The sequence below is a fragment of the Flavobacterium sp. Root186 genome, from assembly GCF_001428525.1.
Classification (GTDB): Bacteria; Bacteroidota; Bacteroidia; order Flavobacteriales; family Flavobacteriaceae; genus Flavobacterium.
On record NZ_LMHW01000010.1, the window covers coordinates 431,126 to 452,274 of the forward strand.

Annotated in this window: 18 protein-coding genes; 9 read left to right on the forward strand and 9 right to left on the reverse strand. The window is 33.1% G+C overall.

Going from position 1 to position 21,149, the window contains the following annotated elements; genetic code table 11:
- Positions 1–16 precede the first annotated feature (16 nt).
- Complete coding sequence (locus ASD98_RS05580; RefSeq protein WP_056201294.1) at positions 17–574, reverse strand: porin family protein; 558 nt, start codon at positions 572–574, stop codon at positions 17–19.
- Positions 575–1,343: 769 nt separating this feature from the next.
- Between ASD98_RS05580 and ASD98_RS05585 the strand changes: the two genes are divergently transcribed.
- The 3 genes from ASD98_RS05585 to ASD98_RS05595 all read left to right on the forward strand — a co-directional run bounded on the left by ASD98_RS05585 (position 1,344) and on the right by ASD98_RS05595 (position 4,566).
- Positions 1,344–1,928, forward strand: coding sequence for a porin family protein (locus tag ASD98_RS05585; protein WP_056201296.1), 585 nt, complete (start codon positions 1,344–1,346; stop codon positions 1,926–1,928).
- 78 nt (positions 1,929–2,006) lie between these two features.
- The gene (gene xerD / locus ASD98_RS05590; protein ID WP_056201299.1) at positions 2,007–2,903 is read left to right on the forward strand and encodes a site-specific tyrosine recombinase XerD; all 897 of its coding nucleotides are present in this window, start codon (positions 2,007–2,009) and stop codon (positions 2,901–2,903) included.
- 142 nt (positions 2,904–3,045) lie between these two features.
- Positions 3,046–4,566, forward strand: a complete 1,521-nt coding sequence (locus tag ASD98_RS05595; protein WP_056201304.1) for a PAS domain-containing protein — start codon at positions 3,046–3,048, stop codon at positions 4,564–4,566.
- A gap of 56 nt (positions 4,567–4,622) precedes the next feature.
- Here ASD98_RS05595 and rny read toward each other — a convergent pair whose 3' ends face one another.
- From rny to ASD98_RS05610, 3 genes are all read right to left on the reverse strand, one after another.
- Positions 4,623–6,185 carry a ribonuclease Y gene (rny, locus tag ASD98_RS05600; protein ID WP_056201307.1) on the reverse strand — a complete coding sequence of 521 codons (1,563 nt, stop codon included), beginning with the start codon at positions 6,183–6,185 and terminating at the stop codon, positions 4,623–4,625.
- Between the two features lie 208 nt (positions 6,186–6,393).
- Positions 6,394–6,687, reverse strand: a complete 294-nt coding sequence (locus ASD98_RS05605; RefSeq protein ID WP_012022231.1) for a cell division protein ZapA — start codon at positions 6,685–6,687, stop codon at positions 6,394–6,396.
- A 5-nt stretch (positions 6,688–6,692) separates the two neighbouring features.
- Positions 6,693–6,983, reverse strand: a complete 291-nt coding sequence (locus tag ASD98_RS05610; RefSeq protein ID WP_056201310.1) for a hypothetical protein — start codon at positions 6,981–6,983, stop codon at positions 6,693–6,695.
- A 179-nt stretch (positions 6,984–7,162) separates the two neighbouring features.
- Between ASD98_RS05610 and ASD98_RS05615 the strand changes: the two genes are divergently transcribed.
- The 4 genes from ASD98_RS05615 to ASD98_RS05630 are packed head-to-tail and all read left to right on the forward strand — an operon-like array spanning position 7,163 to position 12,733.
- Positions 7,163–8,845: a M23 family metallopeptidase gene (locus ASD98_RS05615; RefSeq protein WP_056203219.1), complete on the forward strand. Its 1,683-nt coding sequence runs from the start codon at positions 7,163–7,165 to the stop codon at positions 8,843–8,845.
- A gap of 11 nt (positions 8,846–8,856) precedes the next feature.
- Positions 8,857–11,322, forward strand: coding sequence for a carboxypeptidase-like regulatory domain-containing protein (locus ASD98_RS05620; RefSeq protein WP_056201311.1), 2,466 nt, complete (start codon positions 8,857–8,859; stop codon positions 11,320–11,322).
- A complete protein-coding gene (locus ASD98_RS05625; RefSeq protein WP_056201314.1) occupies positions 11,319–11,984 on the forward strand; it encodes a hypothetical protein in 666 nt (221 codons plus the stop codon). Before ASD98_RS05620 ends, ASD98_RS05625 begins: the two co-directional genes overlap by 4 nt.
- A 29-nt stretch (positions 11,985–12,013) precedes the next feature.
- Complete coding sequence (locus ASD98_RS05630) at positions 12,014–12,733, forward strand: hypothetical protein (RefSeq protein WP_056201317.1); 720 nt, start codon at positions 12,014–12,016, stop codon at positions 12,731–12,733.
- Positions 12,734–12,916: 183 nt separating this feature from the next.
- Here the strand turns inward: ASD98_RS05630 and ASD98_RS05635 are convergent, their stop codons facing one another.
- From ASD98_RS05635 to ASD98_RS05655, 5 genes are all read right to left on the reverse strand, one after another.
- Entirely contained in the window at positions 12,917–13,618 is a 702-nt protein-coding gene (locus ASD98_RS05635) for a DUF2971 domain-containing protein (protein ID WP_056201320.1), read from the reverse strand.
- A 132-nt stretch (positions 13,619–13,750) separates the two neighbouring features.
- Positions 13,751–15,580 (reverse strand): ABC transporter ATP-binding protein, encoded by a 1,830-nt coding sequence (locus tag ASD98_RS05640; RefSeq protein ID WP_056201324.1) that lies wholly within the window; start codon positions 15,578–15,580, stop codon positions 13,751–13,753.
- A 279-nt stretch (positions 15,581–15,859) separates the two neighbouring features.
- Positions 15,860–17,587, reverse strand: a complete 1,728-nt coding sequence (locus ASD98_RS05645; RefSeq protein ID WP_056201327.1) for a phospho-sugar mutase — start codon at positions 17,585–17,587, stop codon at positions 15,860–15,862.
- 130 nt (positions 17,588–17,717) lie between these two features.
- The gene (locus tag ASD98_RS05650) at positions 17,718–18,674 is read right to left on the reverse strand and encodes a glycosyltransferase family 2 protein (protein WP_056201329.1); all 957 of its coding nucleotides are present in this window, start codon (positions 18,672–18,674) and stop codon (positions 17,718–17,720) included.
- Between the two features lie 9 nt (positions 18,675–18,683).
- Entirely contained in the window at positions 18,684–19,214 is a 531-nt protein-coding gene (locus tag ASD98_RS05655; RefSeq protein WP_056201332.1) for a DUF4199 domain-containing protein, read from the reverse strand.
- A gap of 249 nt (positions 19,215–19,463) precedes the next feature.
- Here ASD98_RS05655 and ASD98_RS05660 point away from each other — a divergent pair, with 249 nt between their 5' ends.
- Both ASD98_RS05660 and ASD98_RS05665 read left to right on the forward strand, forming a co-directional pair.
- On the forward strand, positions 19,464–19,718 hold the full coding sequence (locus tag ASD98_RS05660) for a type B 50S ribosomal protein L31 (protein ID WP_011921626.1): 255 nt from the start codon (positions 19,464–19,466) through the stop codon (positions 19,716–19,718).
- Positions 19,719–19,951: 233 nt separating this feature from the next.
- A complete protein-coding gene (locus ASD98_RS05665; protein WP_056201335.1) occupies positions 19,952–21,127 on the forward strand; it encodes a GlmU family protein in 1,176 nt (391 codons plus the stop codon).
- The last annotated feature ends 22 nt before the right edge of the window (positions 21,128–21,149 follow it).

Here is a 21,149-nt window from a genome sequence, read left to right on the forward strand (position 1 = left end):
AGTATGTGATATATTTTTAGAACATGAATCCAGCAGATATTTGAACTGTTGAGTTTTTAACATCAGCATTTTTTGAAGCTTCTGTTAATCCTAAACTATAACGACCTTGCAAGAAAATGTTTTTTGTAAGTTTTACTCCAAGTCCGGCATTAGCTGCAAATTCAAAAGTTTCAGCATTGTACAAATCAAAATCATCTTTTTCGCTTAATAAAAATGAAGCTTGAGGTCCAACTTCTAAACTAATTGATTTATTAAGATAAATTTTTGCCATTACTGGAATAGATAAATAGCCTAATTCTTTTTTAATCTCTTGACCTACACTTTTATAACTAGCTCCTTGAGTTGAATATAGAAGCTCAGGCTGAATAGAGAATTTTTCTAATAATTTAATTTCAGCTACAAGACCTGCATGATAGCTTGTTATTCCTTCTTTGTCAATGTTTTGATCGGGAAACGCATCTCCGGTTTGACTAGCAAAGTTAACCCCTGCTTTAACCCCAATTTGTAATAATTGTGCCTGAATCGTAGCTGTTGTTGCAATGAACAATACAGCTGCTAAAAGTATTTTCTTCATAAAAAATGTTTTTAGTTTGGTATTTAAATGTTATTCTTTAGTTCAAAACTACGTTTTTTTGGTTTTATTGTTTTATACGAGATTCTATTTAATTATTAAAATTCTCACTTTTTATTGAGTTTGCTCTGTTTTGAGTTTCCTCATTCTCAGAAAAAGCTTGAAGTTTAATGTGTTATAAAAGGTTTTGTTTTGTCTTATTTTATTAGTTTAATTACTTTTTGAAGTTATTTTTTAATAAGTATAATCTTATTTTTTAATTATAATTTAAAAAATAAAACATGAAAAAGTTATTTTAGCTACCTACTATTGCAGTAATGGGTTTTGGGTTTGCAAATGCGCAAAACAACAGGCTTAGCTAAAGGAGATGCATTTATTTTTGGAGTCTTAACTTTAGGCTCTGAAAAAAACAGGTGATATTAAAATAATGCTTTTGAAATTGAGCCAAGGGTAGGTGCTTTGTAACTAAAAGATATTGCAATTGAAGTTAAATTAGTGTACAGAATGGAACAGGTAAAACTAATGCTTTGGATTAGGAACTGATTTGAGATGTAAAGTTTTGGAGTTATTTACAAATTCTAACAGAAAATTTTTAGTTAATTTTTAAAGGTTTCTTCATTTTTTTGAGGAAGCTTTTTTCTTTTCATTTAAAGGCAAATTGACCTTCAATTAACAATTTGTATGCTTATTACTATTTTTTTTGTTAAAATCCAAGCAGTTATTTATGAAGAATATTTTTATATTTGATTATTAATAACCCAAAACAACTTGTATGAAAAGAATTATTTTAGCTGCTATTGCAGTAATGGCATTTGGATTTACTAATGCACAGCAAACTAGATTTGGTGTAAAAGGAGGTCTTAACCTTTCAAATTGGGCAGGTGGAGACGTTGAAGATACCAAAGCTTTAGTAGGTTTCCATGTTGGAGGATTTGCCGAAATTAAAATCATTGAAAAATTAGCTATTCAGCCAGAACTTTTATTTTCTACTCAAGGAACTAAATTTGATGGTGGTGCATTTTTAGGAGATTTTGAAGTTAAAACGAATTATTTAAATATTCCTGTTTTAGCTAAATATTACATAGTAGAAAAATTCAGTGTTGAAGCCGGTCCACAACTTGGTGTTTTATTATCAGCAAAATCTGAAGGCGAAGATGTGAAAGATGCTTTCAAAACGGTAGATTTTGGATTTAACTTAGGAGCAGGTTACCATTTTACAGAAAATGTTTCTCTTAACCTTCGCTATACAATTGGTTTATCTCCTCTTGCAGATGATGCAGATATCGAAGATGAAGGTGATTATTATGACAGCGCAAAAAATAGCGTTTTAGCATTATCTTTTGCTTATAAATTCTAATCCCACTTCTAAAATATTCAAAAACCTTCCCCAACAAGGAAGGTTTTTTTGTGCCTAAAAATGTTTTACTTTGTAAATATGAAATGGAACAATTATATAAAAGACTATCAATCGTATCTTCGAATAGAAAGAGGTTTGTCTAAAAATACAATTGAAAACTATAGCTTTGATATTGAGCGATTATGCTTTTTTTTAGAAACCAATCAAATCGATATTTCGCCTATAAAAATTACGGATGAAACCGTTCAGCAGTTTATATATTCGGTTTCAAAAGAAGTGAATCCGCGTTCGCAGGCGAGGATTATTTCTGGTTTGAAAAGTTTTTTTAATTATTTGGTTTTTGAAGATTACCGAAACGACAGTCCGCTCGAATTAATCGAAAGCCCAAAAACCGGACGAAAACTCCCTGATACATTATCAATCAAAGATATTGATGCGCTTATCGCTGCTATTGATTTAAGCAGTAATGAAGGAGAACGAAATCGTGCTATACTGGAAACATTGTATGGCTGCGGACTTCGGGTTTCTGAATTGGTTTCGCTTAAGATATCGGATTTGTTTTTTGATGAAGGTTTTATAAAAATTACCGGAAAAGGCAATAAAGAACGTTTTGTGCCCATTGGAAAATTAACTAAAAAATATATTGAAATCTATCAGGACGAGATTAGAGTTCATCTCAATATTAAAAAAGGATGTGAAGATACTTTGTTTCTAAACCGCAGAGGAAACCAGCTAACCCGTGCTATGATTTTTACTATTATAAAAGATTTAGCGGTAAAAATTGGTTTAAATAAAAATATAAGCCCGCATACTTTACGCCATTCTTTTGCAACACATTTATTAGAAAATGGTGCCGATTTAAGATCGATTCAGTTAATGCTGGGACATGAATCTATTACAACAACAGAAATTTATGTGCATCTGGACAGAAGTTTCCTGACCGAAGTAATGCATTCGTATCATCCGCGGAAGTAATTTTTTGGAAAGAGTCTGGTTTTTTTACATCAAAAGTTATAACTTGGTATCACATTTGTATTCAACGGAAGTAAATTAAAAGGATTTAGAGGATTTTTTTAACTCAGATCCAATAAGATATTATTTACTTAAATAGCGACATATGATTTTTGACTTATACAGTAATGAAGACTGCCTGGAAGTAAATAATTTTTACAGAAAATTATTTGCCGAAATGCCTGATTTGCTTTTTCAATTTGTTATAGATAGTAATAATCATTATACTTTTCCTCTTGTCAGCAAATCGGTTGACGAAATTTTCGAGCTTTCATTTAAAGAATTTACAGACGATATTAAGCACATCATTTACGAGCGAATTTTTGAACAGGACAGAGAAAAATTTTTTCAGTCTCTGGTAAAAGCGCGTAAAGAAATTGTGCCTTGGGAATTAGAATTTAGATCTGTTTTACCAAAAAAAGGACTGCGATGGTTTCGGGTTTCTGCAAAAACAGAATTATCTCCTGATGGAAAAGTTAGTTTTTTTGGACACATTTCTGATATTACTGATTTAAAAGACAAAGAAGAAAGACTCCGTATTTCTGAAGAACGTTTCCAATTTGCACTTGATGCATCAACCGTAGGAATCTGGGATTGGGATATGGTAACCAATAATGTTTTTTATTCTTCGCTTTCACTAAAAATTTTAGAATTAGAATCGGCAGATATTTTTGATGACCCTGAACGCTGGGATAAAATTGTACATCCTGATGATCTGCCAAAATATTACTCTGATATTAAAGAACATTTTGATAATAAGATTCCGTATTATGAAAATTACCATCGTGTAATGACTTCAAGCGGTAATTATAAATGGATCCTGGACAGAGGAAAAGTAATAAAACGTGATGAAAATGGAAAACCATTACGCGTTATTGGAACCCACACCGATATTTCTCTTCAAAAAGAAAAAGAGCTGGAGCTTTTAAAAACAATGAAATTGTACAGCGATCAAAATAGCCGGCTGTTAAACTTTTCGCATATCGTTTCGCACAATTTAAATACACAAGCCGGGAATATAAAATCGATTTTAGATTTTATTGATCAAGATGGAGGTAAAGGAACTGTTGGCGAAATGCTGGAACATCTTCGTACGGTTTCAAATGATTTAAATGAGACAATTTCTAATTTAACGCAAATTGTAAAAACACAGAGCAATATTAATATTGCTGTTGAGCCTTTAAAACTTTGTGAATATATCGAGAAAACAATCTCGACTATAAAAGGCTATGATAAACAGAAAAAAGTTACGATTGTAAATAATGTTCCGCAATATTTAACCATTAATTTTAATCCGGCTTATCTTGAAAGTGTCTTGCTGAATTTTACCACAAACGCTATAAAATATGCACATCCGGATCGGGATCCGCTTATTGTATTTGATTTTGGAATTGAGCCCGAAGGATATAAATCTTTAAAAATAACAGATAACGGTTTAGGAATCGATTTAAAAGTATATGGCGAATTATTATTCGGAATGTATAAAACGTTTCATAAACATGACGAAGCACGCGGAATAGGGTTGTATATCACCAGAAATCAAATAGAAGCGATGAAAGGAACAGTTTCTGTAGAAAGTGAAGTTGGAGTAGGAACGAGCTTTAAAATCGTTTTTAACGATCTCTAAAAATTAAAAAGGCTGTCATTTGACAGCCTTTTTAATTTTATAGGGATAAAAGAGAATTATTTAGCAATGTTAACTGCTCTTGTTTCTCTAATTACAGTAACTTTTACCTGACCTGGATAAGTCATTTCTGTTTGGATTTTTTGTGAAATTTCAAATGATAAATTTGCAGCATTATCATCAGAAACTTTTTCGCTTTCTACAATAACACGCAGTTCTCTACCAGCCTGGATTGCGTAAGCATTTTTTACACCACTAAATCCGTAAGCAACATCTTCAAGATCTTTCAAACGTTGAATGTATGAATCTAAAACCTGACGTCTTGCGCCTGGTCTTGCACCAGAAATAGCATCACAAACCTGAACGATTGGCGATAATAACGATTTCATTTCAATCTCGTCGTGGTGTGCCCCAATAGCGTTGCAGACTTCTTCTTTTTCGCCGTATTTCTCAGCCCACTGCATACCTAATAATGCGTGTGGTAAATCGCTTTCTGTATCTGGAACTTTACCAATATCGTGAAGTAAACCAGCTCTTTTTGCCAGTTTTACATTTAAGCCTAATTCGGCTGCCATGATCCCGCAAAGTTTAGAAACTTCTCTTGAGTGCTGTAATAAGTTTTGTCCGTAAGAAGAACGATATTTCATTCTACCCACAACTTTAATCAATTCAGGGTGTAAACCATGAATTCCTAAATCTATAACAGTACGTTTTCCAACTTCGATAATTTCGTCATCGATTTGTTTAGCTGTTTTCGCAACAACCTCTTCAATTCTTGCAGGGTGAATACGTCCGTCAGTAACTAATTTGTGTAATGACAAGCGGGCAATTTCTCTACGAACCGGGTCAAAACAAGAAAGGATAATAGCTTCCGGCGTATCATCAACAATGATTTCAACTCCCGTTGCAGCTTCAAGCGCTCTAATGTTACGACCTTCACGGCCAATAATTCTACCTTTTACATCATCAGATTCAATATTGAAAACAGAAACGCAGTTTTCAACTGCTTCTTCAGTTCCAACCCTTTGAATAGTATTGATAATGATTTTTTTAGCTTCTTGCTGAGCAGTAAGTTTAGCCTCTTCAATTGTTTCCTGAATATGAGACATAGCTTTGCTTTTAGCTTCGGCTTTTAAACCTTCCACTAATTGCTCTTTTGCTTCTTCTGCAGAAAGGCCTGAGATTACTTCAAGCTGCTGTAATTGACTTTTATGTAATTTGTCAACTTCGGCTTGTTTTTTATCTAAAACTTCAATTTTGTTATTGTATTCTTCTGTTTTAGCTTCAAAATCGTCGTTTACTTTTTTAGCTTTAGAAAGTTCATTCGAAATCTGAGATTCTTTATCACGTACACGTTTTTCTACTTCGGCTACTTTTTTATCGCGTGCCAGAATAACTTGTTCGTGTTCAGATTTTAATTCGATAAAACGTTCCTTTGCCTGAAGGATTTTATCTTTTTTTATGTTTTCTGCTTCTAAATTAGCATCTTTTAAAATGGAAGCTGCTTCTTTTTTAGCATTTTTGATTAGGTTTGAAATATTGCTTTTCTCGATGATTTTAGCTATTGCAAAACCTGCCGCAATACCTACAACACCTGAAATAATGATCGTTATGATGTCCATGTTTGTTAGGGTTTATATATAAAAAAAGCCTACATTAATTGCTTGTATAAACTCGTAAAGACAAGTTTTGAGCTAACTCACTGTTCAAGTTTCCCGGTCAAAGCTGGGCATACTATAGTAGCGACGATTTGCTCATTCTAAATTGTTAGTGTTGAGTTTACCAATTGTGAACTAATGTAGGCAGTATCTTAGTTTATGTAAAGAACGTTTAATTTTCGAGATATTGATCTAAAAGCGAATTTAATCTTTTAATTCTTTCAATGGTTTCTTCGCCATCGATTGCGTTATCAATTTGTTTTTGTTCCACCTGCGATGCAAATTGCAGGGCGCACATGGCTAATACATCTTGTTTGTCGCGAACTGCGTAACTTTCTTCGAATTGCTTGATCATAGCATCAATTTTTTTTGAGGCGCTTCTAAGGCCTTCTTCCTGAGCGGGTTCAACCGTTAATGGGTAAACGCGGTCGGCAATTGATATTTTAATTCTAAGCTTTCCGTCCATGTTTTCTAATCTGATAGTTGTGCTATACAGTAATCAATTTCGCGAATTAATGAATTTATTTTAAGCTTTGTCTCTCTCTTGTTATTGTCGCTGCCAAGCAACGAATTGGCTACCTTAAGTGTTTCATATTGCTTTTTCAAAGCTTCCATTTCTTCAGATTGTTTCTGGATAATTTGCACCGCTTTGTCTAATTCTAATCGTAATTCCTGATTATTTTTCTCCAGGCCTTTTGATTTTTCAAAAAGCTTCTCGACTTTATATTCAAGAGTATCAATTATTTCGGCAATTACACTCATTATAAATCCTATTCATTACTTAATCATACAAAGTTAGTATTCCTTTTTATTAATGCAATTTTTTCTCGATTTTTTTGCATTAAAAATAGACAAATAAATGAATTTCAATCAATTGTGTTTTTGTAAGTTTTTCTTCGGTTTTTACCTGTTAATTTTTTATCTTAGCAAAAATGTTACCTATGAAATTTTCAATACTTGCCTTTTTCTTTTGCCCTTTTCTATTCGCCCAGACACAATATCCTAAAGATTACTTTCGTCCGCCGCTTGATATTCCAATGCAGTTGTCGGGGAATTTCGGCGAGTTAAGGCCTAATCATTTTCATGCAGGTTTTGACTTAAAAACGAATCAAAAAGAAGGATTAAATGTGTATGCCATTGCCGATGGCTATGTGTCAAGGATTAAAATTTCGACTTTTGGAAACGGAAAATGTATTTACATCACACATCCAAACGGATATACTTCTGTGTATGGACATTTACAGACAACAGTTGGGCCAATTCAGGATTATGTGAAAAAAACACATTATAAAGAACAGGCTTATGAGATTGAAATGTTACTGAAGCCAGATGAACTTCCGGTTACAAAAGGCCAGTTAATAGCGCTTTCAGGAAATACGGGATCTTCAGAAGGGCCGCACCTTCATTTTGAAATTCGTGATACCAAAACAGAATTTGTAATTAATCCGATATTCTTTGGCTTTGACCAAAATATTAAAGATACCAAAAAGCCAACATTATCAAGTTTATATGTTTATCCACTGGATAATGCCATGGTAAATCAGTCCAAACAGCCTTTGCTTGTAAATATGACACTTCAAAAAGACGGGACTTATTTGGCTGGAAAAGTAAAAACAAACGGAAAAATTGGATTTGGAATTAATGCCGTTGATACTGATGACGTTTCTTTTAATAAAAACGGTGTTTTTAATGTTTCAACATTTTTAAACGGAAATCAGAATTATAATTATCAATTCAATACTTATTCTTTTGATGAAATGCGTTATATCAACGCTTTTATTGATTATCCGAGATATAAAAAGACGAGCCAGCGAGTGCAGAAACTTTTTATGAAAACGCCTTTTGCATTAAGTATTATTAAAACAGATTCACTGAGAGGGATAATTTCGGCTGTGCCAAATCTGACTTCCAATTATAGAATTGAAGTTTCAGATTATTTCGGAAATTCAAATTCTATTACAGTGCCCATTGAATATGATTTGGAAACACCGCTTGTTCCCGCAGAACCTGTAACTTCAAAATATTTTGTTCGTTACAATAAAGATTCCAATTTTGAGAAAGATAATATGTCTGTTTTCTTTCCTGCCGGAACTTTTTACGATGATTTTAATTTGAATTTTGATGTAAAAAACAACAAGATTTATATTCATGATGATACTGTTCCGGTGCATTCTAATTTTACAATTACTATAAAAGATACTATTTATCCGGAATCTTTGAAGGATAAACTTTATATAGGAAAAGGCACCAGCTACAACGGAACGATTAGAAAAGGGGATGTTTTTACTGCCAAGGCAAAAATATTAGGACAATATGGTTTAGTTCTCGATACCATTGCTCCGGTTATAAAAATCACAAAACCTGTTGAAGGGAAATGGATCAGCGATCAGAAAAAAATTGAATTTACAATTAGTGATTCTCTGTCTGGAATAAAGTCGTACAACGGATATTTAAACGGAAGCTGGGTCTTATTTGAATATGAAAATAAAAATAGAAAGATTACACATACTTTTGACGATCAATACTTGACAGAAGGAGAAAACTTTTTAAAAATGGAAGTAGTTGATAATGTAGGAAATTCTACTATCTTTGAAACTCATTTTTTTAGAAGTCAACAAAAATAAAACCCAAATCTTTGAATAAAAACAGGTTAATATTCGCTTTGCTTTTCTTGTGCTTTACTTGTATTTCATTTGCTCAAAATGCTCATGTAAAAGGTATTATTTTAGATAATGAAAATCATCCTGTTTCGAATGTCAATATAACTTCGGGTAAAAACAATACACAATCTGATGCGAATGGTTTTTTTGAAATTGAGGTAATTGCGGATAAAAAAGCTTCGATTATTTTTACTCATGTCTCTTTAAAAATGATCAGTCTTACGGTCAGTTTAAAACCAAATGAAATTTTTGTTTTTAATCCTGTAATGAATAATTCTCAGGAGCAAATGGGAGAAGTTTTTGTTTCTTCCCGAAACAAAAAACGAGTTCAGGGAATTACAACTGTGGATGCCGCTACTATAAAAAAGATTCCGGGAGCAAATGCCGGTATCGAAAATATTCTAAAAACACTTCCCGGCGTAAATTCAAATAATGAACTAAGTACACAATATGCAGTTCGAGGTGGAAATTATGATGAAAATTTAGTCTACGTAAACGAAGTCGAAGTTTACCGTCCGTTTTTAATTCGTTCAGGTCAGCAAGAAGGATTGAGCTTTACCAATACGGATTTGGTTCAAAACGTAGATTTCTCAGCCGGAGGATTTCAGGCAAAATTTGGAGATAAATTATCATCTGTTTTAGACATTACTTATAGAAAACCAACTCAATTTGGAGCTTCTTTTGAAGCAAGTTTTTTAGGCGGAAGCGCTTCTGTAGATTTAGTTTCTAAAAATAAAAAATGGTCGGCCGTAACCGGAGTTCGTTATCGAAATAATAGTTTGTTGGTAAACAGTCAGGACACGCAGACGAATTATACACCGACTTTTGCTGATATTCAAACCAATATAAATTATGATATTTCTGAAAAATGGCAGATTAGCTTTTTAGGGAATATTTCGCAGAATAAATATTTGTATGAGCCTTTAACCCGCGAAACCAAATTCGGAACAATCGATCAGCCAATGGCTTTGGCGGTTTATTATGAAGGTCAGGAAAAAGATCAATATGATACTTATTTTGGAGCTTTTAAAACTACCTATAAAGTTTCGCCTTCGCTGACTTTAAAATTTATTGGTTCGTTGTTTCATACCACAGAAAAAGAACATTTTGATATTTTAGCCCAATACCGTTTAGGTAATGTTAATGCTGAAAATCCAACAGATGCTTCGTCAATCGATTTTACACGCGGAATAGGTTCGCAGTTAAATCACGCACGAAATGATTTAGATGCCTTAATCGCAAATGCCGAAATTAAAGGTTTTAAAGACTGGAAAGAAAGCCAGTTAGAATTTGGATTAAAATACACCAGAGAATCAATTCGTGACAGAATTGTAGAGTGGGAGATGATCGATTCTGCAGGGTTTTCTATAAATCCGCCGTTGGTAATTCTGCCAGAAAACAATCAGCCATATTCGCCTTATACAGGCCCGCTATTGCCTTATCAGGATATTCGCGCTACGAATTTTAATACTATCAATAGGTTTTCGGGCTATGCACAATGGAATAAGCAGTCAGAATTGGGTTCAAGTCAGATTTGGTATCATGTTGGTGCACGTTTTCAGAGTTGGAATGTTTCCGGAGCTTTAGAAGAAGGAAAAAATCAGTTTGTAGTAAGTCCGCGTGCACAGTTTGCCATAAAACCAGATTGGGATCGTGATATGGTTTTCAGGATTTCCGGTGGATTATACCACCAGCCGCCATTTTATAGAGAACTTCGTGATCTTGACGGCGTTGTAAATCCAAATGTAAAAGCGCAGGAAGCGGTTCATGTTGTATTAGGAAATGACTATAATTTTAAAATGTGGAATCGCCCTTTTAAATGGGTAACGGAGCTTTATTATAAATCCCTTTCGGATGTAAATGTGTATTCTATCGATAATGTCCGTATTCGATATGTGGCTGATAACAATGCAAAGGCATATGCGCAAGGTCTTGACTTTAGATTGAATGGTGAATTTGTGCCGGGAACGGAATCTTGGGTGAGTTTTGGATATTTGAAAACAGAAGAAAATTATGAAAACAAAGGTTATATCGCCCGCCCGACAGATCAGCGTTTAAAATTTGCGATGTTGTTTCAGGATTATATGCCGAATATTCCAAGTGTAAAAGTATATCTTAATGTAGTTTATAATACTGGTTTGCCAGGCGGCGCGCCAGCGTATTCTGATCCATATCTATATCAAAACAGATTAAACGATTACAGAAGAGCTGATATTGGTTTTGCCAAGGTTTTTGTGGACAGCAGCACACAGAGTTCTAAAACAAGCTGGTTGAAAAACTTCAAAGAATTAGCTGTTGGACTGGAAATTTTCAATCTTTTCAATAATCAAAATGCAATTACAAACACTTGGGTGCGCGATGTATATTCTAAAAATCAATATGCGATTCCAAATTATATGACTTCCAGAGTTTTTAATATAAAACTGAATGCGAGATTATGATCGCAAAACGTGAAAAAAGAAAGAAGATTTTTTATGTTCCGGGAATGATTTCCTTGGTTTTAATTCCTTTGTTTTGTTTTTATCATTTTTATAAAGTCGATGCTTTTAAGGTTTACAATAGGATAGAATTATACATTCCGGTTAATAATGAATTCGAAAAGTATAAATTTCCTACGCTGCGGGAATATAAAGTATTTAATTTTGATGGAAGCCAGTCAGAAAAGAATAGATTAAACGAAATGAAACTTTATCTTAGGAAACTAAGAGTTGAAAAAGATACCATAAACGGAATTAAAATACATTTTGGTTCAAAATCTGCTTATCAGACTTTTATTACCAGCCTCGATATTTTAGTTGAAGAAGAAGCTCCAACTTGGATAACAAATAAAAATGATATTTATGTTTTAGGGAGTAGTAACACTTATAAAAAGCCTAAAGACACTATTGAACATCATACAATGAATTGTGGTACAGGAGAATTAATGAGGCAGCAAGCTTATTGGGAGCGGAAAAACAGAAAAGAAGAAGAAGCACGTGTTTTTCAAGTTTCCTTTTTTGCGCAAAAATGGCAGTTAATCTTCTGTGGATATTTTGGGCTTATTCTTCTCAACATCTTTACGCTAGTAAAATTCAATAAAAACCAAAATTACAATCAAAAATAGTATATTTGATAATTGAATATAATTTGTCGATGAGAAAGTACTTTAAATATATAGCCTTAGCAATTGTCGGAACATTAATTAGCTGTCGTGAAGAAGTTAAAAAACCAAAAGTAAGTTACGATGTGTCAAATAAAGTAAGTGTTGCGAAAACAGATTCGACTCAGGTTGAAGTTGCTGATCTGCCTATTCAAATGGAAGGGACAGATTATTTAATTCATCCGGTTGGAGATTTAAGGGTTTTTGAAAGAGGTTCAAAAGCGCGTTATGGATCTTCAAGTGTTAACGATGTAAGTTTTACGATCTCTAACTTAGGCGAATATGAAATTACAGGATATTTACAAAACCTGAAATTTCAAAAAACAGATTCAGATTCTATTCATGCTTTATCAGATAAACCTGTTTTGATTTTAACGGCAACCTATTTAAAAACGGTTGCAGATAAAACTAAAAATAAAGTAATGGTGTATACTTTAACAGATTCTGATACCAACAAAGACGGCAAAATTGATACCAGCGATATCAAAACTTTATATTTAAGTGATATCAGCGGAGAAAACTTTACTAAAGTCTCAGCAGATCTTCAGGAATTAGTTGACTGGAGTTTAATTGAATCAAAAAACCGTTTGTATTTTAGAACTATTGAAGATACTAATCAAAACGGTCAATTCGACAAAAACGATGTATTACATTATAATTATATTGACCTAACTTCTAAAAAATGGGAAGTTAAAAGTTATAAGCCTATATAAGTTGCTAAGGCTCTGAGATGCTAAGATTCTAAGGTTTTCAAATCTTTGTACATATAAAAACCATTTAAAAAATTATATCTTAATTTTTTAAATGGTTTTTATTTTAAGTAATAAAATCCTTTTAATCAGTGTATCTGTGGCAAAAAAAACTTAGAATCTTAGCATCTCAGAGCCTTAGAACCTTTATATCAATATATCACTTTCCAAATCAGATTTTTCGATTTCAAAACCAAAATCTAAGCGTTCAACCAATTCGATTACCAGCTTTTTATACCAGTTTTCAGATTTTGGGTGAATATATATCTTTTCGATCAATTGATTAATGTCAACATTAATTTTTATTCCATCATTTAGTTTGATACCGCTTTTTGAAGTGTCGGTAAGAATACGCACTTCGCGTTCATATTGAAAACTTTTTCTTTTGAATAAAAAAGGAAAGAACAAATCCTCAAACGGAATATATTCTTTTTTATAATCAATGTAGTTTACTTCGCCAATATATTGGTCAAAATTATTTTCGGGTTTTAATGCTTTTTGTAACCTTCCAATTGTAGACTGAATTGCTAAACCTTCGCTGTTTTGAGTAAATATCTGCCACATTGCAAACGATTCGTATTCGTTAATGTGCCAGCTGCTTACGGCAACCTGCTCGCGATGTGTTTTGTAATAATTTAAAAAATCAGGATTGTCAACCGCAAGTTTTTTAATCTCTTCATAAGTAGGCTCGCTAAAAGTACCTTCATATTGATCTTCAAATTTATCAGATCGCGACATGAAAAGTTTCTTAGAGAGTAATAAATCAAGAAATTTAGATAGGTCAAGATATTTCCAAACAATAGTATCAGGATCGTCTGGCAGTTTGATGTTAGGGCTGCTAAGATACATTTTCCATAAGAATTAAATGATTTTTAATCTTTACTACCTAAAGTTATAAAATAAAACACAGATTAAAGAAATTAAACTGAGTTTTAATATTTCCTTAATCTGTGTAGATTGTTTGATTATGATGTGTGAGCCTTAAGATTCGAAAGACTGCATGGTAACCAGTTTGTTGTATGTTCCGTTGAGTGTAATTAATTGCTCATGCGTTCCCTGCTCAACGATTTTTCCTTTTTGCATTACGACAATAACATCTGCTTTTTGAATAGTTGAAAGTCGGTGTGCAATAACAATTGAAGTTCTGTTCTGCATCATGTTTTCAAGTGCCACCTGAACAAATTTTTCGCTTTCAGTATCTAATGCTGATGTTGCTTCATCCAGAATCATGATCGGCGGATTCTTTAATACCGCTCTTGCAATTGACAAACGTTGTTTTTGTCCGCCTGAAAGTTTGTTTCCGCTGTCACCAATATTTGTGTAGATCCCTAAAGGTAAATCTTTTACAAACTCATATGCATTGGCAATTTTAAGTGCGTCGATAATTTCATCATCTGTAGCGTCTAATTTTCCTAATGCAATATTGGCTTTGATAGTATCATTAAATAAAATACTGTCTTGAGTTACCAATCCCATTAAACTGCGAAGCGACCGCAGATTCATGTCTTTAATATTGATATTGTCAATAGAGATAGACCCTTCGTTTACGTCATAAAAACGGGTTAATAAATTTGCAATGGTACTTTTTCCGCTTCCGGATTGTCCAACAAGAGCAACAGTTTGTCCTTTTTTAATTTGAAGAGAAAAATCTTTTAAAACATTTTCATTTTCATACTTAAAGTTGATATGCTGAATGTTTATATCATTATCAAAAGTTGTTTTTTCGATCGCATCAACTTTGCTTGTAATTGGGTTTTCCTGATCTAAAATTTCCAGAACACGTTCTGCGGCAGCATTTCCTCTTTTTACTCCATATGAAGCTTTAGAAATCGCTTTTGCAGGAGTTAAAATATTATAAGCTAATCCCATGTAAGCAATAAAAGCAGCACCGTCTAATGTTTTGTCAATTAAAACCATTTGGCCTCCATACCAAAGTAAAATAGCAATTACCGTAATCCCCATGAATTCACTGGCTGGTGAAGCTAAGTTCTGGCGATTACCAATGCTGTTCGATAAGTTGAAAAAGCGTTCTGTAGAGCTTTGAAAAACATTACTGAAATAATTTTCAGAGTTGTAACCCTTAACGACTTTCAATCCTCCAATAGTCTCTTCAATAGTAGATAAAAAAGTACCTTGTTCCTGTTGTGCTTTTGTTGATTGTTTTTTAAGTTGTTTCCCGATTAATGAAATAATATAGCCTGAAACCGGAATAAATATAAAGACAAACAAAGTTAATTTTGGACTGATAATTAACATTGTAACTATAGTAAAAATAATAGTCAGCGGCTCTTTTACAATAAGCTCCAAAATTGCCAAAAAGGAGGTCTGAACCTCGTTTACGTCAGCAGAAATTCTGGAAATTACATCTCCTTTTCTTTTTTCAGAATAAAAAGCCAAAGGCAGTTCAAGCGTTTTTTTGTACATCGCATTTCGCATATCTCTTAAAACACCATTTCTCAAAAAAGTGATAAAAAACATAGCGGCATAATCGGCTAAGTTTTTTAATAAAAAGATCGAGATTATAATGGCTACCATAATCGATAAAACGTACCCTGATTCGTGTGTGCCTTTTGTTGTTGTAATATAGTAACTTAAATAATCTTCACCATATTGCTGGATTTTCATAATCCCGTGAAACACCGGTTTTACTGTGTTTTGCTTTGTTTTGTCAAATAAAACCTGAAGCATTGGGATTAACGCAACAAACGAAAGTGTGCTGAAAAGGGCATACAAAACATTGAAAAAGATGTTTAAGAACGCATATTTTTTATACGGATATATAAAAGGAACTATTTTTTTGAAATTACTCATTTATTTTTGAATGTTATTTTTCTGCTATGGCAATGCTCTTTCGAGTTTTTAGCAATATAATTTTGTGGTTATAACTAATTTGTTTTGGTGGTTTTTCAATGCACAAAATTAATCCAATTGATTAGTTTTCAATTTTTTTTTAGTTTTTTTTATTAAAAAACTCTGATTTGCATTTGTTCTAAATGTAAACCAGAGTTCTAATGTCAAAATTTAATTAGCTGCGCAGAGATTCCCTGCGCAGCTATAATAGGTATTTAAAGAGCTTATCACTCGTTTTTTTTATTTCAATTGCATGTCTGCAATGATATTTTGTATTTTTCCGTCTAAGAAACTTTCCGCAGCATCAAAATCTAAAACCGATTCTAATTCGGCATTTACGCTGATATAGAATTTAATTTTAGGTTCAGTTCCACTTGGTCTTGCACAAATTTTAGATCCATCTTCTGTATAATAAATTAATACATTCGATTTCGGAATATCCATCGTAGATACTTCATTTGTCAATAAATTTAATGCCGTCGATGATTGATAATCTTCAACCATAATTACACGCTGACCGTTGATTTCTTTTAAAGGATTTTCACGTAAATCAATCATCATCTGATTTATTTCCTGTAAACCTTCTATTCCTTTTTTAGTCAGTGAAACTAAATATTCTTTGTAGAAACCATTTTCAACATAAAGTTGTAAAAGTTCTTTATAAACAGAGCTTCCGGCAGATTTTGCCTGAGCAGCAACTTCGCATATCAATAAAGTAGCAGCAACCGCATCTTTATCTCTAACTGCATCACCAACCATAAAACCAAAACTTTCTTCGCCTCCGCCAATAAACTGAAGTTCAGGAAAATCTTTGATCATTTTAGCGATCCATTTAAATCCTGTTAATCCAACTTTGCATTCAACACCGTAGCTTGTAGCCAGTTCCATCATCATTGGAGTCGAAACAATAGTTGAGCCTACAAATTGTTTTCCGTTAATTTTTCCGGCTTTTTTCCATTGTTTTAAAAGGAAAGAAGTCATTAAAATCATCGTTTGATTTCCGTTAAGCAAAATCATTTTACCGTCATTATTTCTAACTGCAACACCTAAACGGTCGCAATCAGGATCTGTGCCCACAACGATATCAGAATTTGTTTTGTCTGCCAGGGCCAAAGCCATTGTCAAAGCCTCAGGTTCTTCTGGGTTTGGTGATTTTACAGTTGGGAAATCTCCGTCTGGAACCGCCTGCTCTGGTACAATATGAACATTTTTATACCCAGCCTGTGATAAAGTATCTGGAACAGATTTTATAGAAGTTCCGTGAAGTGAAGTAAAAACAATATGCAGATTATCTTTGGCTTCAGCCGGAGTATTAAAACTTGCGTTTTCTATAGATGATTTCACAAACGCCTTATCAATTTCAGTATCAATATATTGAATTAAACTTTCGTTTGCGTTGAATTTAATTTTATCGTAACCTAAATTTTCGATTACTTTTATAATTGCAGCGTCTTCCGGCGGAACAATTTGTCCGCCATCTTGCCAATACACTTTATAGCCATTATATTCTGGCGGGTTATGCGAAGCCGTAAGAACAATTCCGCATTGACATTCCAGATATTTAAGTGCAAAAGACAATTCCGGAGTAGGTCTTAAATCTGAGAATAAATAAACCTGAATCCCGTTTGCTGAAAAAACATCAGCAACCACTTTTGCCAAAGTATTACTGTTATGACGGCAGTCGTAAGCAATAACAACTTTTAATGGCTGGTTTGGAAAAACTTCATGTAAATAATCAGATAAACCCTGAGTATTTTTCCCAAGTGTATATTTGTTAATTCTATTGTTTCCTACGCCCATAACACCGCGCATACCGCCGGTTCCAAATTCAAGGTTTTTATAAAAACTTTCCTCAAGTTCCTTTGGCGAAGTCGTCATTAATTCTTTTACCGCAGCCTGCGTTTCCTGATCAAATGTTGGCGTAAGCCATTCGTTTACTGCGTTTAATATATTAGGTGCAATATTCATTATAAGTGTCTTTTTAATGTTTGAATTAAAGATAAGATTTTTTCAGGAGCTAATCCTGCTGTCCACTATATCTTTTGTGGCGAACCCCGCCACAAAAGGATGCCGTTCCCATCAGGGCTAGGGCTTTACGTTAAAAATTAACCTCTCGTGATACTTTATAACGTTCTTCGTTGTTTTTAGTTCTCAAAATAATTTCACCCAGAAACCCGGCTAAGAAAAGCTGAGTCCCTAAAATCATTGTCGTTAAAGCTATAAAAAACCATGGATTATTAGTAACCAGACTATATCTCATTCCGGTATACATATGGTATAATTTTGAAATACCAATATAACCTGCTAATAAGAACCCGATAATAAACATTAACGATCCGATTGCACCAAATAAGTGCATAGGTCTTTTTCCAAATCTTGATAAAAACCAAATTGTAATTAAATCAAGAAATCCGTTAATAAAACGTTCCATTCCAAATTTGGTTTCACCATATTTACGAGCTTGGTGAATTACTACTTTTTCACCAATTTTACCAAAACCGGCATTTTTTGCTAAAACAGGAATGTATCGGTGCATTTCTCCCGAAACTTCAATATTTTTTACAACGGCATTTTTATAGGCCTTTAACCCGCAGTTAAAATCGTTTAACTCAACACCAGAAGTTTTTCTGGCAGCCCAGTTAAATAATTTTGAAGGTAAATTTTTTGCTACAACAGAGTCGTAGCGTTTCTTTTTCCATCCCGAAACCAAATCGAATCTCTCTTTGGTAATCATTTCATACAATTCAGGAATTTCATCAGGACTATCCTGCAAATCAGCATCCATAGTAATGATAACATCACCTTTTGCTTTAGCAAAACCAGCATGTAAGGCCTGAGATTTTCCAAAATTTTTCATGAAACGAATCCCTTTTACATTTGGGTTTTCGTTAGAAAAACTTTCAATAATATTCCAAGAATCATCCGTACTTCCATCATCTACAAAAATGATTTCATAAGAGTAATTGTTAGACTGCATCACTTTAATAATCCATGTGTAGAGTTCTTGAAGCGATTCCTCCTCGTTTAGAAGCGGTATAAGTATAGATAGATTCATTTATAATTTTTATTCTTGTGTAGATTTGCTTTTAAAAAATGCTGCGAAAATTAATCCGAAAATTGAACTTATTACAATAGCAAAAGCAGATCCTTTTAGTAATTCTATAGTAGAATAAGGGTTGCTTACTTTCATTTTGGCAACGGCTTCGTTAATAGAAGAAGCTGGAGCGCCAAATTTCTGCATCATGTTTACGGTATATTTTATCATTATTTCGCTCAAAGTGTCTTTTGCACCCGGATCAATAACGTTAAATAAAATAATATTAAAAGAAGTAGAAATCAAAATACCAATTACAGCTGCTATAAAATAAGTAGTAAAAGCATCTTTAAAAGGAAAAACACCATTTAATTCTTTTTTAGTTTTAGAAAGTAGAATGATGCTGATAGTAACACTTATTGCTAGTCCTATTATGCCCATCCACCAGGCTGTAAATAAGTTTAAATCAATAGCATATATAGTCGCAGTAAACAATGCCGATGTAATTCCAATCATTACACCATAAGTAATACCATTTCTTTTTATAACTTCATTAATCATATTTATATATGTTTTAAAATTAATCCACAAATATAGCAATTCCCAATATAATCGAGGAGAAAAAAAGCTTTTTGAATTTAACTAAAAAAAAGTACGCTAAGTATTTGTTTATTAAAAAAGAATTGTAAATTTGCAAACTCAAAATTAATTAAAATTTTAAACAAAAAAGAGCATCGTTTGTTTACACCTTTTTCTAACCATGAAAAAGCTTCAAAATGAAAATGTTCTAAACAATAAATAAAAAGAAAGATGAAAAAAGGAATTCACCCAGAAAATTACAGATTAGTTGCATTTAAAGACATGTCAAATGATGACGTTTTTATCACTAAATCTACTGCAGATACAAAAGAAACAATTGAAGTTGACGGAGTTGAGTATCCAGTTGTAAAAATGGAGATTTCTAGAACATCTCACCCTTTTTATACTGGTAAATCTAAACTTATCGATACTGCTGGACGTATTGATAAATTCAAAACTAAATATGCAAAACACGCTAAAAAATAATAGCTGTTTAAAATTATATAAGAAGCCTTCCAATTTGGAAGGCTTTTTTTATGGGTATTTTTTAATAGCCACGAATTCACTAATTATTTTATTATGATCCTTTTAATAGCTTAACATAAATAAAAATTCGTGAATTCGTGGCTATCAGAAAAAACATATATTAATGAAACACATAAATATTTGTAACTTTGGCCTTGGTAACCAAACAAATTTTAACACATTAAATTAATTTTATGAATTACATTCTTTTTGACGGTCCCGTCCGGAATGCTCTATTACCTTTTACTTTTACCAGACCCGTGGCTGATATTTTAATCGGAATTATGACGATTCGCCAAAAATGGGAAACTCGTTTAGGTTCGACTATAACAACAATTACTGAGGATTACCTTTCTGCTAAATTCCCAATGGTAGAAATGGAAGAAAACGTAATGATAAATGCTGCGTATTTGCCAAATGATACGCTTGCAGAATTAGTTTCTGACTTAAAACCCAATCAGGCAATCTTTAAAGGAGAAGATGTAATTGCTTTTTTTACAACAGAAAACCAGGAAGAAGTTGATTTTGATACCTATGAAATCATTCAATATAATGACGAATGTTTGACAGTAGAGCATACTTGGGATATTTTCTCAAAAAATGATGCTGCCATTCGTGCCGACTTTGCTTACCTGACTGAAGACAGAAAATCACAGCCAATTCCTAAAAGTGTAAATACAATTGCGCCGGAAAATATTTTTATTGAACAAGGAGCAAAATTAGAGTTTGTAACCCTAAATGCATCAAACGGCCCTATATATATAGGTAAGAACACCGAGATCATGGAAGGAACAGTTATTCGCGGCCCTTTTGCCTTGTGCGAAAATGCGCAGGTAAAATTAAATGCAAAAGTTTACGGAGCAACAACAGTTGGTCCCGGATCAAGAATAGGGGGGGAAGTTAAGAATTCGGTTTTATTTGCTAATTCAAACAAAGGTCATGACGGATTTCTTGGAGATTCAGTTTTGGGCGAATGGTGTAATATTGGGGCTGACAGTAATAACTCAAACCTGAAAAATAACTATGAAGAAGTAAAATTGTGGAGTTACGAAACAGAAGGTTTTGCTAAAACGGGACTTCAGTTTTGCGGTTTAATGATGGGAGATCACAGTAAATGTGGAATCAATACGATGTTTAATACCGGAACTGTTGTTGGGGTAAGTGCCAATATTTTCGGATCTGGTTTTCCTAGAAATTTTGTTCCGAGTTTTTCCTGGGGCGGCGCGGCAGGTTTTACAACTTATGTGACTAAAAAAGCTTTTGAAACAGCGAAGTTAGTAATGAGCCGCAGAAATATTGAATTTGACGAAACAGAAGCATCAATCTTAGAACACATTTTTGAGGAAACTAAAAAGTGGAGAAAGGAGTAATTAGATAATTAGTCAATTGATA